10 protein-coding genes are annotated in these 15,055 nt (G+C 62.8%); 4 read left to right on the top strand and 6 right to left on the bottom strand.

Annotation, left to right across the window (positions count from 1 at the left end):
- Positions 1 to 91: 91 nt before the first annotated feature.
- Positions 92 to 1,144 (bottom strand): 3-isopropylmalate dehydrogenase, encoded by a 1,053-nt coding sequence (locus tag LDN75_RS15760; RefSeq protein WP_223933323.1) that lies wholly within the window; start codon positions 1,142 to 1,144, stop codon positions 92 to 94.
- A gap of 122 nt (positions 1,145 to 1,266) precedes the next feature.
- Between LDN75_RS15760 and LDN75_RS15765 the strand changes: the two genes are divergently transcribed.
- The 4 genes from LDN75_RS15765 to LDN75_RS15780 all read left to right on the top strand — a co-directional run bounded on the left by LDN75_RS15765 (position 1,267) and on the right by LDN75_RS15780 (position 6,544).
- A complete protein-coding gene (locus LDN75_RS15765; protein WP_223933325.1) occupies positions 1,267 to 2,451 on the top strand; it encodes a histidine kinase in 1,185 nt (394 codons plus the stop codon).
- Between the two features lie 3 nt (positions 2,452 to 2,454).
- Positions 2,455 to 3,168: a response regulator transcription factor gene (locus tag LDN75_RS15770; protein ID WP_223933327.1), complete on the top strand. Its 714-nt coding sequence runs from the start codon at positions 2,455 to 2,457 to the stop codon at positions 3,166 to 3,168.
- 112 nt (positions 3,169 to 3,280) lie between these two features.
- A complete protein-coding gene (locus LDN75_RS15775; RefSeq protein WP_223933329.1) occupies positions 3,281 to 4,075 on the top strand; it encodes an ABC transporter ATP-binding protein in 795 nt (264 codons plus the stop codon).
- A gap of 3 nt (positions 4,076 to 4,078) precedes the next feature.
- Positions 4,079 to 6,544 (top strand): ABC transporter permease, encoded by a 2,466-nt coding sequence (locus LDN75_RS15780; protein ID WP_223933331.1) that lies wholly within the window; start codon positions 4,079 to 4,081, stop codon positions 6,542 to 6,544.
- A 110-nt stretch (positions 6,545 to 6,654) separates the two neighbouring features.
- Here LDN75_RS15780 and metG read toward each other — a convergent pair whose 3' ends face one another.
- The 5 genes from metG to ilvC all read right to left on the bottom strand — a co-directional run bounded on the left by metG (position 6,655) and on the right by ilvC (position 14,978).
- Complete coding sequence (metG, locus tag LDN75_RS15785) at positions 6,655 to 8,214, bottom strand: methionine--tRNA ligase (protein WP_223933333.1); 1,560 nt, start codon at positions 8,212 to 8,214, stop codon at positions 6,655 to 6,657.
- A gap of 103 nt (positions 8,215 to 8,317) precedes the next feature.
- Positions 8,318 to 9,073: an ATP-binding cassette domain-containing protein gene (locus LDN75_RS15790; RefSeq protein ID WP_223933335.1), complete on the bottom strand. Its 756-nt coding sequence runs from the start codon at positions 9,071 to 9,073 to the stop codon at positions 8,318 to 8,320.
- Complete coding sequence (locus LDN75_RS15795) at positions 9,070 to 11,880, bottom strand: FtsX-like permease family protein (RefSeq protein WP_223933337.1); 2,811 nt, start codon at positions 11,878 to 11,880, stop codon at positions 9,070 to 9,072. Before LDN75_RS15795 ends, LDN75_RS15790 begins: the two co-directional genes overlap by 4 nt.
- A gap of 210 nt (positions 11,881 to 12,090) precedes the next feature.
- Positions 12,091 to 13,686, bottom strand: a complete 1,596-nt coding sequence (serA, locus tag LDN75_RS15800) for a phosphoglycerate dehydrogenase (RefSeq protein ID WP_223933339.1) — start codon at positions 13,684 to 13,686, stop codon at positions 12,091 to 12,093.
- Positions 13,687 to 13,952: 266 nt separating this feature from the next.
- Complete coding sequence (gene ilvC / locus LDN75_RS15805; protein ID WP_263422329.1) at positions 13,953 to 14,978, bottom strand: ketol-acid reductoisomerase; 1,026 nt, start codon at positions 14,976 to 14,978, stop codon at positions 13,953 to 13,955.
- Positions 14,979 to 15,055: the final 77 nt, after the last annotated feature.

Raw genomic sequence — 15,055 nt, forward strand, 5'->3', positions numbered from 1 at the left:
GGCGCGAAACGGGTCCCGGAGGATGCGGTTCAGCGGTGGACCAGGGAAGCAGGTAAATAATTCAAGACAAGCTTACGCCTGAGAAATGGGCCTAAAGTGCCGCCGCAATGGCGTCGCCAATGGCAGCCGTGCTGCGTGGCTCGCCGGTGCGGCTTTCGACGTCGGCGACCACTGCCGCCTCAATCTTGCGGGCCGCCGTGGTGTAGCCAAGGTGGTCCAGCAGGAGCACCGCGGAGAGGATGGCCGCAGTGGGATCGGCTTTCTGCTGCCCGGCGATGTCCGGTGCTGATCCGTGGACGGGTTCGAACATGGACGGTGCTGTGCGGTCCATGTTGATGTTGCCCGATGCCGCCAAGCCAATGCCGCCGGTGATGGCAGCAGCGAGGTCAGTAAGGATGTCGCCGAACAGGTTATCGGTGACGATGACATCGAAGCGGGAGGGATCGGTAACCATGAAGATGGTTGCAGCATCGATGTGCAGGTAGTCGTGCGTGACCTCGGGGAATTCCTGGGCCACGGCCTCGACTGTTCGCTTCCACAAGTGTCCGGCGAAGACCAGGACATTGTGCTTGTGGACTAGTGTGACGTGCTTGCGCGGACGCTCGCTGGCCCGGCGGAAGGCGTCGCGGACAACCCGCTCAACACCGTGTGCAGTGTTAAGGGAGACTTCAGTGGCGACCTCGTGCGGAGTGCCGCCGCGCAAAGTGCCACCGTTGCCCACATAGGGACCCTCAGTGCCCTCACGGACCACAATGAAGTCGATGGCGCCGGGGTTGGCCAAGGGGCTGCCGATGGTTCCGTACAACCGGGACGGGCGCAGGTTGACGAAGTGGTCCAGGCTGAAGCGCAGCTTGAGGAGCATCTCGCGTTCGATGATGCCCGACGGGATCCGGGTGTCACCCGGGGCCGCACCAACGGCGCCGAAAAGGATGGCATCGCGCGTGCGGAGGTCTGCAAGGACCTCGTCAGGCAGGGTCTCGCCGGTCTCAAGCCAGTGCTGCGCACCGAGCTTGTAGTGGGTCCGCTCCAGGGTGACGCCTTCGGCGGCGACAGCCTTTTCCAGGACCTTGACGGCTTCGGCGATGACCTCGGGGCCAATGCCGTCGCCGGGGATGACAGCGAGATTGATGGACGATGCGCTCATAGGTCTATCTAGCCAACGAATCCACATGCTGGTCAAAATCGTCTCACTCTTCGAACATGGTCAGCTGGAAATCAGACCAGAGCATGACGCCCGTGACCAAACCCAGCACATAGAGTCGTACCGTGGATAGAAGGCACGCTGTATACGAATGGTTCCGAACCAACCGCTTCAAGGTAGATATGGCGGCAACGTGCCTGCTCGTACTCTTGTTCGGACCTGTCTATCTGCTGGCCGACCGCCCGCTGCTCTTCTTCATCTCGTGCGGCCTCCTGTTGCCCCTGGCGTGGCGACGGACGCGTCCTGTGGTCGCGGCCGCCGTCGTGGTTTTGGTGTGCCTGGTCCAGTGGGCGATCGGCGCCGAACCCGTGGCCGGCCAGATCGCTGTTCCGCTGGTTATCTATGCCACCGCCGCCTATGGGCCGGCATGGGCGAGCCGGACGGTCCTGTTGCTTGGTTTGCTGGGCGGCGTCATGCTCACCACCCGTGAATACTCAAGCCCTGCGGAGTCCGGCATCATGGGCCTCACCATCGGCGCCCTCTACACGGTCCTTATCTGGATGCTGGTGCTGGTGAGTTGGACGCTGGGCGACCTGACGCGTGTACGTCGCCTCCAACTCCAAGCCCTTGAGGACCGGACACGGCGCCTTGAAATCGAACAACAGCAGGAGCGCCAACTGGCCGCCGCTGATGAACGCTCCCACATCGCCCGGGAAATGCACGACATCGTGGCGCACTCGTTGTCCGTCATCATCACGCAGGCCGATGGCGCCCGGTATGCCGCTGCGGCGAAGCCGGAACTGGCCACCGAAGCGCTGGCCACGATCGCCGCAACGGGCCGGGATTCCCTGGGCGAAATGCGAAGGCTGCTCGGGGTACTGCGCTCGGACGAGGACGCGCCAACAAGGCCCCAACCGAGGCTTTCCGATCTTGATGAGCTCCTGCTGGGCTTCCGCGCTGCCAGGCTGCAGGTCACTTTCGAACAAGTCGGCGCGCCGCGCCGGGCACTTCCGGCAGGGGCCGAACTCACTGTGTACCGGATCATCCAGGAAGCGCTCACCAACGTCGTGAAGCATGCCGGACCCCAGGCGGTGGCGAGTGTGGCGCTCACGTGGCAGGGCCGCGGTCTACAGCTGGACGTCGTCGACGACGGTCGGGGCGCCGCCGCTGATCCGCCCACCGCTGGCGGTGGCAACGGCCTCCGGGGCATGGGCGAACGCATCTCGCTCTACGATGGTTCATTGACCGCAGGCCCCGAACAGGGCGGCGGTTTCCGTGTGTCCGCTTTCATCCCCTATTCGGAGGCCTGAGCCATGCCTGAACTGCCCGCACCCATCCGGGTAGCACTCGTCGATGACCAGCAGCTGGTCCGCTCGGGCTTTGGCATGCTCATCAATTCGCAGGCCGACTTGCAGGTGGTGGCCGAAGCCGGCAACGGCATCGAAGCCGTCCAGGCGCTCAATGCCACCGCGGCCGATGTTGTCCTGATGGACGTTCGCATGCCCGGGATGGACGGAATTGAGGCCACCCGGAGAATCCTGGAGCAGGCAGCAGCACAGCCCGCCGGTTCACAACGCGCCGACGTGAAGATTGTGGTCCTGACCACCTTCGACCTCGACGAATATGCCTTGGCAGCGATCCAGGCGGGCGCCAGCGGGTTCCTCTTGAAGGACGCCCCACCGGAAGAGCTCCTTGAAGCCATCCGTACCGTATACCGGGGCGACGCCGTGATCGCTCCATCCACCACGCGCAGGCTGCTGGACCATGTGGCTCCGCTGCTCAGAAACCAGACGCCTGAACAGAGTGAACACACAGCAGCGGTCGAACGCCTTACGGCCCGCGAGCGCGAGGTCTTCCAGCTAATCGCCCAGGGACAATCGAATCCGGAGATCGCCGCAGGGCTTTTCCTTTCCGAGGCGACCGTGAAGACCCACGTGGGCCACATTCTGGCCAAGCTAGGAGCGCGGGACCGCGTACAGGTAGTGGTCATCGCCTATGAGACAGGCGTGGTGGCCCCGGGGAGCTAGTTTCGCCCTACCCAGGTGGTCGCCGGTCTCAGACCACGGTATGAGCCGGGCCGGCACACAATGGGCCCTTGGCCGGATCCAAGACCGGATCCGGGGAACATAGCGTGAAAACATGACAACTTTCACGCCTCTCCCCCACGCTTCCGGTAATGGCCGTCCCGGCGAAGCCGACCGAGGCAGACCTCATCCAGCGGTCGAAGCCTTCGCGCTGACAAAAAGTTACGGACGCGCCGATACGCGTGTCCTGGCCCTGAGGGACGTTTCGGTGGGCTTCGACGCCGGAAAATTCACCGCCATCATGGGACCTTCCGGATCGGGCAAGTCCACGCTCATGCATTGCCTCGCTGGCCTGGATACGGTGGACTCCGGACGGATCATCCTGGGCGGCACCGAGATCACCGGGCTCAAGGACCGGCAGCTCACTGCGCTTCGACGAGAGCGGATCGGCTTCGTCTTCCAAGCCTTCAACCTGGTGCCCACCCTGACAGCGGAGCAGAACATCACGCTGCCACTCGCTTTGGCGGGAACATCCGCCGACGCCGGATGGCTGGATACCGTTGTCAGCACCCTCGGGCTGAAGGACCGGCTGAAGCACCGGCCACACGAGTTGTCCGGCGGCCAGCAACAACGCGTCGCCGTAGCCCGCGCGCTGTTGACGCGCCCCGACGTCGTATTTGGCGACGAGCCGACCGGCAACCTGGACTCCAAAGCCGGCGGCGAAGTGTTGGCGCTGCTACGCCGGAGCAGCCAGGAGATGGGCCAGACAATCATCATGGTGACGCACGACCCCGTGGCCGCAAGCTATGCCGACCGCGTGGTGCTGATGAGTGACGGTGGGCTGGTAGGCGAGATCCACGATCCCACGGCCGAATCCGTGTTGACCGCTCTCGGCAAGCTGGGGGCATAGGGCATGCTGCGTGTTGCCCTATCTCAATTGACGACGCATTTCCGACGATTTGTTGCAATCGGGCTCGCCGTGATGCTCTCCGTCATGTTCCTCTCCGCCACCCTCATGGTGGGCGCGAGCACCAATGCATCGCTGGGTGCCAGTATCGGTGAGGGTTACCGCAACGCGGATCTTGTTGCCACACCCAGAAACGGCGAAGCGTTCACTCAAGCCGCGGTGGACGCCGCCGCGTCCTCCCCCGCTGTGGAGGACAGTTACGCCGAGCGTTCCACCTATGTGACGTTCGAGGCTGGCGGCGGTGAGCAGTACGGGCGCCTGCGAAATGCAGCACCTCCATCCTTGGAAGGCGCCGTCCTCTCCTCCGGTTCCATGCCGTCGCAACCCTTCGAAGCCGTCATCGACGTCAAGTCCGCAGAGCATCTTGGCCTCACGGTTGGCAGCACCTTGGACCTGCACGGTGGCGGCCCGGTCAAGAACGCCAAGGTGAGAGTTTCTGGCCTGATACAGACCACGAATGATCCCTTCTCCTCCTCGGCGGCCCAGCTTGTCGCTTCAGAGTCAGTCTTGAATGCAGTCCAGGACGCTGGCGTCGGATACACAGGCATGCAGTTCACCCTCAAGCCCGGCGAAGAGACAGGCGCGGCCAAGGATTACATCTCACACCGGATGGAATCAGCGGAAGCCGACGCACCTGTGCTGGAAACGGCCCAGGAGAAGGTCACGTCCACGGTCGCCATGCTCAGTGCAGGTCAAGACCAACTGACCATTGTCCTGCTCGCCTTCGCTGGCGTCGCTATTCTCGTCTCCACTTTGGTGGTGGCCAACACCTTTTCCGTGCTCGTGGCACAGCGGACCCGCGAATTGGCGCTGCTGCGTTGCTTGGGAGCTGGCCGTTCGCAAATCCGCGGCTCCGTCATAATGGAGGCCCTCCTGGTTGGCTTCGCCTCATCGATTCTGGGTGTCCTGGCTGCTACGGGCCTGATGACCGGGCTGATCGCATGGGCCAAGTCCCAGCCCGGCCAGGCGTTCGCAACCTTGGCGGTACCGCCGTCGGCAATTTTCGCCGGGCTCGTTGCCGGCACGCTGCTGACCGTCGTCGCAGCCCTCGTCCCCGCCAAGGCGGCTACGGCGGTCGCACCGCTGGCTGCGCTGAGGCCCGCCGACGACGCCTCAGTGGGCAACCGGCGAGGCAAAGTCCGGCTGGTCTCGGGCCTGATTGCCCTGGTGGGCGGCGTATCACTGTTGATTTTCGGTAGCACCACCGTCTCGCTGCTGGTTGCTTTGCTCGGTGGCGCGGTTTCCTTCGTCGGGATTCTGCTCTGCTCCACCCTGTTCATTCCCACAGTCGTTGCCCTCGCCGGCCGTCTGGCCGCACCCGCAGGCGTGCCCGGCAAGCTCGCCGCCGTCAACGCGACGCGCAACCCGGCACGTACCTCGGCGACCGCTGCTGCCTTGCTGATCGGCGTAACGCTGGTTTCGCTCATGATGACCGGAGCCGCCACTTCCCGGCAAGCGTTCAATGCGACGTTGGCCGAGAACTACCCTGTGGATCTCGCTGCGATGACCGCGGTAGACGGTCCAGCCAATCCAGCAGAAGCCATCTCGCGTATCAAGACACTCGACGGGGTCAGCAATGCGGTCCTGCTACCGGCAGTTGGCACGCTCGCCGGGTCCACTCCCGACGGCGGGACCACCGTCTACTCGCTCTCGTCCGCCGATGCTGCTTCCATCCTGCGCGACAACAACCTGAAGCCGAGCCCGGGTACGGTCTACCTGCCCGAAGACTCCGCCGGTGGTCGCGCAACCATCAGGACGGCGACTGGTACTGCACTCCTCGACGCGAAGGTCCTGCGGACCCGCCACGTTCCGGCCTTCGTGGAAAGCTCAAGCATCACAGCAGGAGCGCTGCAGGACGCACCCGCCATGGTGTGGGTCAAACTGGACGATTCCGTTTCCGGTGACCGCGTCCAAGCAATCCAGAAGGAGATGGCAGCCGCTTTGGGCGTGCATGAACGCACCGTCAGCGGCGCAGCGATCGAGCGCGTGACGTTCAACAGCATCATCGACGTGCTCCTGCTGGTGGTCACAGGCTTGCTGGGAGTTGCCGTGGTGATTGCCCTGATCGGTGTGGCGAACACTCTGTCCCTCTCCGTACTTGAGAGAACGCGGGAAAACTCCTTGCTGAGGGCACTGGGCCTGACGAAGGGCCAGCTCCGCGGCATGCTGGCCATCGAAGCGGTGCTCGTGGCCGGCGTGGCCGCAGTCCTTGGTGCGGGCATGGGCATCGTCTATGGCTGGCTCGGTGCGCAGGCCACCCTGGGCGGAGTGGCTGATGTTGTTCCTGCAGTTCCGTGGCTGCAGATCGCGGCTGTTTTCGGTGTTGCCGTGGTGGCGGGCCTGCTTGCCTCTGTGATTCCGGCCCGTCGTGCGGCGCGCCTTTCTCCGGTTGAGGGTCTGGCCACCGCCTAGACGTTCTCTCACATCATCACGCCATACGAGAAATGCTCTCTCACTTCCCTCTCCCGAGTGGGAGGAAGTGAGAGAGCATTTCTGCTTAATGGCTGTTATGTGAGAGAACGTTATGCTTCGGCAGGTTCCTCGTAGCGCGGGAAGATCGGCGCCGGGGCCGGAAGTTCAGTTCCCGGGACGATCGGAGTGGCGATGGCCGAGAACTGCCTGGCCTCACCTTCCGGCTGCCCGAGCACCTCAAGGAGCTTGGCGGACGAGGAAGGCATGACCGGCTGGGCGAGGATCGACACAATGCGGACAACTTCCAGGGTGACGTAAAGCACCGTATTCATACGCTCGACGTCGGTCTTCCGCAGTACCCACGGCGCCTGGTCAGCGAAGTAGGCATTGGTGTCGCCCAGCACTGTCCAGATAGCTTCCAGGGCACGGCTGAACTCCTGCTTGTCAAAAGCCCCCCTGGCCGTAGCCAGCAGTTCTCCGGCCTTGGCGAGCAGCGCGTTGTCCTCCGCCGTGAAGTCTCCGGGGACGGGCACCTTACCGTCACAGTTCTTCGCGACCATGGACAGCGAACGCTGCGCCAGGTTGCCGAAGTTGTTAGCCAGGTCCGAATTCATGCGACCCACAATGGCCTCATGGTTGTAGCTGCCATCGGCGCCAAACGGGACTTCCCGGAGGAAGAAGAACCGGCACTGGTCCAGTCCGTACTGCGCTACGAAGTCCTGTGGGGCGACAACATTGCCCAGGGACTTGGACATCTTCACGCCATTGTTGGTCAGGAAGCCGTGGATCATGACGCGCTTGGGCAACTCGAGGCCGGCGCTCATGAGGAAGGCGGGCCAGTAGATCGCGTGGAAGCGCGAAATGTCCTTGCCGATGATGTGGACATCGGCCGGCCAGAATTTTTTGAAGGACTCGGACTCGACATCCGGGTATCCGGCACCGGTGAGGTAATTCGTCAAGGCATCCACCCAGACGTACATGACGTGCTTCTCATCGCCCGGGACAGGGACGCCCCAGTCGAACGTGGTGCGGCTGATGGACAGATCCTCCAGGCCGCGCTTCACGAAGCTGATGACCTCGTTAAACCGGGACTGAGGCGCACCAAACTCAGGCCGGGCCTCATAGAGCGCCAGGAGCTTCTCCTGATATGCGGACAAGCGGAAGAAGTAGCTTTCCTCTGCCGTCCAGGTCACCAGGGTGTCCGTCTCCTTGGAATAGCGGAGGCCATCTTCCTTGACGACGGTGTCGTCTTCGACGTAGTACGCTTCGTCGCGGACCGAGTACCAGCCCTCGTACTTGGACAGGTAGATGTCACCATTGGCTTCCATCTTCTTCCAGATGGCCTGCGACGCCGCGTAGTGGTCCGGGTCCGTGGTGCGGATGAAGCGGTCATGGGAGATTCCCAGGTCCTGGCTCATCTGCTTGAATGCCGCCGAGTTGCGGTCGGCGAGCTGCTTGGCGGTAATGCCTTCCTTCTCGGCCGACTGCTGCATCTTGAGCCCGTGCTCGTCCGTTCCGGTCATGAAGAACACCTCATGGCCGTCGAGGCGCTTGAAACGCGCCATGGCATCAGTGGCGATGACCTCATAGGCGTGCCCGATGTGGGGCACGCCGTTGGGGTAGCTGATGGCGGTGGTGATGTAGAACGGGGATTTCTCTGCAGACGTCACTCTAAGAAGTTACCTTTTTTTCGGATGGAATGACTGAACCGGCCGCAAATGACGGCCGGTCCGGTCTGTGCCGGACATTCCGGCGAAGGAGCAGTCTTGTGGACTAGTTCAGTTCGGTGAGCGTATCGCTGAGCCGCACCAGTTCATGGTCGTGCGAAGCTACGAGTACAGCAATGCCATCGCTCGTGGTGTCCTTCAGGATGCCGATGATGCGGTTGGCCGCAGCACGGTCGAGGCTGGCAGTGGGTTCGTCCACCACCAGCACGCGGGTCCCCAGGATCAGGGCCCGTGCGATTGCTACGCGCTGGCGCTCACCGCCGGAAAGCTGTGCGGGACGGTGCCGCATGCGGCGTCCGAGACCCACCAGGTCAAGGAGGTCCTTGGCCATCTCCGTGCGCTGCTCCACTTCTCCATCCGGAACGGCGGGGAGCAGCACGTTCTCGAGGGCGCTCATGCCGTCGATCAAGGCGCCGCCCTGATCCACGTAGCCAATCAAGGCACGGCGCCGGTCAGCGATCTCGTCGTCGCCCATGGACGCCAGGGATTGGCCTTCCCAGAACACGGTGCCCGACGTCGGGAGGGTAAGTCCTGCGCTGACGGTCAGGATGCTGGTCTTGCCTGAGCCGCTTCGGCCAGCGATGCAGTGCATCTCGCCTGCGTGCAGTGTGAGGTTGAAGTCATCCACGACGTCGACTTCCTCCGCGCCGCCCTTGTCTCCGCCGTAGTGGATAGTGACACGGCTGAGTTCCAGCGGGGTGGCGTGGTCGGATGACTTCACGATGGTGTTGGCGCGCGTCTGCAGCGACTCGTCCGTGGATTCCGGGGTCGCCGTCAGCTCGGGGTTGAGGTTGTCAGTCATTTGACTACTTTCGTTGCAATCGGAATCCAGCAAATTACGGCCAGCAGCCCGGCCAATCCGGCCCAGAGTGCTGCGTACGGAGCAAGGAGGAGCCCCAGTCCAAGGGCACCAAGGACGCCCAAGGGAAGCGCCACAGTGCCGACAAGTGCATTTTCAAAGAAGCGGACCTGGCCAAGCATGTCCGGGTTCCAGCCCATGGCACGCAAAGTGCCCAGATACTCGCGCTTCGCGTGGAGTTCGAACCGCCCTGTGACAAGAGTGAGCAGTAGGCCCACAACCACGCCGAAGACCGCCAGGGTGACGCTTGGCAACGCAATGCTCGCAGCTGCCAGACCGCTCAAGGCACTGGCTCCGGCCGCCCGGGGAATGTCGATCAGCAGTGCGATCAAGGCCCCCACAGCGGCGCCGAACACACCCACCGCGACGGCCAGGGAGACGGAGTTGAACCGGTTGGTGGTGAGCTGCCTGTTGGCGAACGTCAAAGGCGAGTCAACAGTTACAAGGCGTTCATCGTGCTGCGGTTCCTGGTCCACCACCACACGGTGACGTAGTTGCTGGGCAGCCAGCAAAGCTGCGCCCACGTAGATGATGAGCATGGTCACCGAGACGATCACGGTAGCGAGGTTCCAACTCAGCAGGCTCAAAATGACTCCTGCCGCGGCCAAAGCAGCAGCGCCGACGGCAAACTCTTCGAGCACCCAGGACCTGATGCGTTTCTGTGTCCAGCCCATGGCCCTCAGGATGCCGGCTTCGCTCCTGCGCTGGCGGATGTAGCTGACAGTCGAAGCACCCGTCAGGAGAGTAGCGCCAAGAAGTGTCAGGAAGAGCAACGTGATGTTGGTGCCCGTCAGGGAACCCGATACGGCGTCGGCGGCGTCCTGCCGCACCCAGGACTGCTGGACGGTGCCCAGCGGAGATTCCTTGCCGGCGTCGTCCTTGCTGTAGCCCGGGACGAAGATATTGGCGTCTTCACGGGCGGAACCTGCAACGACGGTCGCTTCAAGTCCGAGTTCACGGATCTGGGCGGCCAGTTTTTCAACGTCCGGCTGGGCCTGCTTCCACGTTCCAGTGGCATTGGCGCGGACGCGGATGGCATCGATGACGTCGGCGTTGGTGTCGTAGCCGCGGGCTGCGGCCAGGCCGTAGTAATCGGTGATGGCACCGGCCGATTGGCTGACCAGGCCAGTTGCGCTGAGTGAAGGCTTCAGCACAGTGCCATTGACGTCCTTGCCCTCTGCGTCCTTGCTCAGGGTCAAGGGAGCGGGGTCATAGCCACCGAGTGGGAGCTTGTTGACGTCGCCGGCTGCAGCCTGAACGTCCGCCGGATCAAAGGTTCCGTAGACCATGGGCATGGGAGCAGCGGGCTTTTTTCCGGTTTCCAGGTCTTCCCGGTAGGAGCGCTCATCCACAGGCTTGCGCTGGGTCTGGTCCACAGCTGCACCGAAGGACGACTTTTCGGGAAGGCGGTTGACCGTCACCCAGTCCCCCGGCGTTGCCGTCTTGTCCGAAGCACCGTTGGAGGCCTCGCCGCCCTCCTTGTACTTGGGCGCGGCAGCAAAAGCGGTACTCCAGGTGGCCGGGTTGTAAAGCCCTTGGCCGAAGGAGGCAGTACTGCCAAGGAGCTGGCTGTGATCAGTGGAACCCGGCCATTCAAGGGCAAAGGGGGCCTTGGAAACAAAAGGCAGGTAGTCCTTGTCCAGGGAGCGCGTTACTGTGCCCACCTCATTGACCACTTTGCCGCTGTTGTCGATTTCCTCGATCTTGACGGAGTACTTCAAATCAAGGGACGTCCCCGAGCGAACAATCAGCGGAATGGCCTGTGAATCATTGGTCAGCAATCCGTCACGCTTTGCCTGCTGGTACTGCGTCATCAAAGGAGCCCAGTACTTCAGCTTCACGCCGAGGAAATCTGGGCCTTCTTCAAGCTGGTCCATGCTGAGGCCGCTGGTGAAAAGGCTTTCGAAATGCCGGCCAATAGCGCCCGCATTGCGGGCGTCCGCTGGCGGAGCCTTCTGCAAGGGTGCAAGGAAGTCACCTGCAGAGCCCAGGAGGGCACGCTCGGAGGCAGGATCGACGGCGACGACGGACTCTGTCACCTCGGGCGCCAGCGGCAGCGCAACGGAGAGATTGAAGAGGTTGTGCTCCGAGCCAAGGGCGGGAGCGGGGAACTTAATCCCGGTCTCGCCGTCCGGGCCTGCGATCCGGACATTCGTTCCCCCGGCAGCCTGTTCCTGGATCAAGCGGCCCTTGCCGAGGGTGCCTTCGGCGCTGGTCTTGAACAGCGTTTGCTGGTTGACCCCGTCTGAGCTTGTGGCGGAGGCCGTCAGCCGGTACTTCTTGGGCTTGTCGGACAAGACCGATTCAGCGGCAGGCCACTTGCTGGAGTCCATGGCGGAGGGGTCCCCGGCAGTTACTCCACCGGCCAGGCCAGCGTTGTAGCCCAGATAGTCCATGGCATTGAGGCGGGGAGCCTCGAGGTTCTGCGATACCCGCGAAACCAGGCTGATGGGCGCAGCTACGGCTGTCTGTCCCATCGTCCGGATTTTCTCCAACTGCTCAAAGCTGATCCCGCCTTGGCCATTGGCGATCTCCGGCTGGATGAGGGCACCGCCGTCTCCGTCCTGTGAGGGGTCCGGCTTTGCCTGGACCAGGATGTCGTAGAGTCCCCGCGAGTTCTCATCCACAGTCCTGTTCAGAGCGGCCTGTGACTGGCTCTGGACTAGGACGGACAAGCACATAGCGACGATCAAAATGGCCGCGGTCAGCAGCAGCACACGGCTTCTGATGAACCTTTGGACGGCGTTCATTGGGCTCCCTGAGACCTTGATTGCGGGCGCGCACACATGGTCCGTGAATCCTCGAAAAACACAAAGGAATCCCGGGCTTTATGTGCAAAAAGTAGTGGCCGGCCTGCTGCCGGGTCCGAATCCCGGACCCAGCCATTGTAAGCAGACCGGCCACCCTTGCGTGTCAGTGGTGTGTCACCAGCACGCGAACTTGGCTGATGGTTGTCAGTCCTAGTCCTCCAGGTCAACCTCGCGGACCATATCGGCGCCAATTCCTGCCTTGATGGCTTCCAGTACCTGCTGCGGAACGGAGCTGTCGATGGTCAGGAGTGCCAGGACCTGGCCACCCTCGGTCTGGCGCGCAACCTGCATGCCACCGATGTTGATGTTGTTCATGCCCAGGATGTGGCCGATGGTGCCAATGACACCGGGACGGTCTGCGTACGCCACGACGACCAAGTGCTCGCTGATGGGGATTTCCACGTCATAACCGTTGACGCCCACAAGCTTCTCCACTTGCTTGGGACCTGTCAGGGTACCCGCAACGGAAATCTGGGAACCGTCACTGAGCGCACCACGGATCGTGAGGACGTTGCGGTAGTCCTCGGCGTCCGGGGTGGTGATAAGGCGCGTATTGATGCCACGCTGCTCGGCGATGACCGGGGCGTTGACGTAGGAGACCTGCTCCGTGACGACATCAGCGAAGACGCCCTTCAAAGCAGCGAGCTCAAGCACCTTGACGTCCAGTGCGGCAATCTCGCCGGCAACCTCGACGTCGATCTGGGTGAGCGACGCATGGGTCAGCGCCGTGAAGATCCGGCCGAGCTTTTCGATCAGCGGAATACCCGGGCGGATGTCCGGGGCGATCACGCCACCTGCAACGTTCACGGCATCCGGGACGAGCTCGCCAGCCAGGGCAAGCCGAACGGACTTGGCCACCGAGACGCCGGCCTTTTCCTGGGCCTCGTCAGTGGATGCTCCGAGGTGCGGCGTCACGACGACGTTGTCGAGTTCGAAGAAAGGCAGGTCCGTGCTTGGTTCCTTGACGAAGACGTCCACGCCGGCACCGGCAATCTGGCCTTCCTTCAGGGCGATGTAGAGTGCTTCCTCGTCCACCAGGCCACCGCGGGCCACGTTGACGACGTAGGCCGTTTCCTTCATCTTGCGGAAGGCGTCGGCGCCAAGCATGCCCACGGTCTCGGGGGTCTTTGGCATGTGGATAGTGATGAAGTCAGCGTTTTCCAGGAGTTCATCAAGAGTGACGAGCTTGACCCCGAGCTGCGCGGCACGAGCGGCCGTAATGTAGGGGTCGTAGGCCAGGATCTCGGTGTCGAAGCCCTGCAGGCGGGCTGCCACAAGGGCACCGATACGGCCCAGGCCGATGATGCCGATCTTCTTTTCGAAAAGTTCGATGCCCGTGTACTTGGAACGCTTCCACTCACCGTTCTTCAGCGCGGAGCTGGCCTGGGGAATGTGGCGGGCGAGGCTCAGGATGTGGCCCACCGTAAGCTCGGCCGCTGAAACGATGTTGGACGTTGGGGCGTTGACCACCATGACGCCGGCCTGCGTTGCGGACTTGATGTCCACGTTGTCCAGTCCCACGCCGGCACGGGCGATGACCTTGAGGTTCTTCGCAGCGGCAATGGCTTCGGCATCAACCTGGGTAGCCGAACGAACCAGGATTGCGTCGACGTCGGCGATGGCGGACAGCAGCTGGGAACGGTCGGCGCCGTCGGTTTGGCGGATTTCAAAGTCCGGGCCCAATGCCTCGACGGTGGCGGGTGAAAGTTCCTCAGCGAGGAGGACGACGGGTTTGGTGGCTGACACGGGGTGGCACCTTACTTTGGACAACTTGGGACAGAACTGGACAAGGAGCGGATGCGGGGCCCGGACACGACGCCGGGACCAGCCCAGAATATCGAACCTGGACAGGGATTCCGGTGCCGGTGAACGATGTTACGGCCGGGTTGGGGAAGTTGTGAAGAAATTCACAGGACGCCGCATGGGGACGGGCGGCTGCAAACAGCGGCGCCCGCCCGGCTTTGTTCGCCGGACGGGCGTCGGTTTCAGTGCTTGGGGCACTGGCAAAAGGGTCAGCGGGCTGCGGAACCTTCGACGTAGTCCTGGTCCTGCTGCTGCCAGGAGAACAGGGAACGCAGCTCGCGGCCAACTTCTTCGATCGGGTGCTGCTCAGCCTTGGCGCGCAGTTCCTTGAACTCGACGGCGCCATTGTCCTGGTCCTCGATGAAGCGCTTCGCGAAGGCTCCGCTCTGGATGTCCGCGAGGACAGCCTTCATGTTTTCCTTCACCTCGGGGGTGATGACACGCGGGCCGGAAACGTAGTCGCCGTACTCTGCGGTATCGGAGACGCTCCAGCGCTGCTTGGCGATGCCGCCCTCCCACATGAGGTCAACGATGAGCTTGAGCTCGTGAAGGACCTCGAAGTAGGCGATCTGCGGCTGGTAGCCGGCTTCAGTGAGGGTTTCGAAGCCGTACTGCACCAGCTGGGAAACACCGCCACAGAGGACGGACTGCTCGCCGAAGAGATCCGTTTCGGTTTCTTCGGTGAAAGTGGTCTTGATGACACCGGCACGCGTGCCACCGATGGCCTTGGCGTAGGACTTCGCCAGCTCCCAAGCAGAACCGGATGCGTCCTGCTCAACGGCGATGATGTCCGGGATGCCTCGGCCGGCTTCGAACTCGCGGCGCACGGTGTGGCCCGGAGCCTTCGGAGCGATCAGGATGACGTCGACGCCGGCAGGGGGCTCGATGTAACCGAAACGGATGTTGAAGCCGTGGGCGAAAGCCAGGGCCTTACCTTCGGTCAGCTTGTCCTTGATGGAGTCGTTGTAGATGGAGCGCTGGTGCTGGTCCGGCGCCAGGATCATGATGACGTCGGCCCATTCGGCGGCGTCGGCAACGTTCTTGACCGTGAAGCCGGCGTCCTCTGCCTTGGCGGTCGACTTCGACCCTTCCTTCAGCGCGATAACAACCTCGACGCCGGAATCGCGCAGGTTCAGTGCGTGGGCGTGGCCCTGGGAACCGTAGCCGACAATGGCAACCTTGCGACCCTGGATGATCGACAGGTCTGCGTCGTCGTCGTAGAACATTTCAGTCACTTGCGTAACTCCTCTTGAGTGGTTTCTGGATATTGATGTGGTGCTGCGGTACTGGACGCAACGCTCGGCATGGCATG

This window comes from Arthrobacter sp. StoSoilB5 (assembly GCF_019977235.1).
GTDB lineage: Bacteria > Actinomycetota > Actinomycetes > Actinomycetales > Micrococcaceae > Arthrobacter.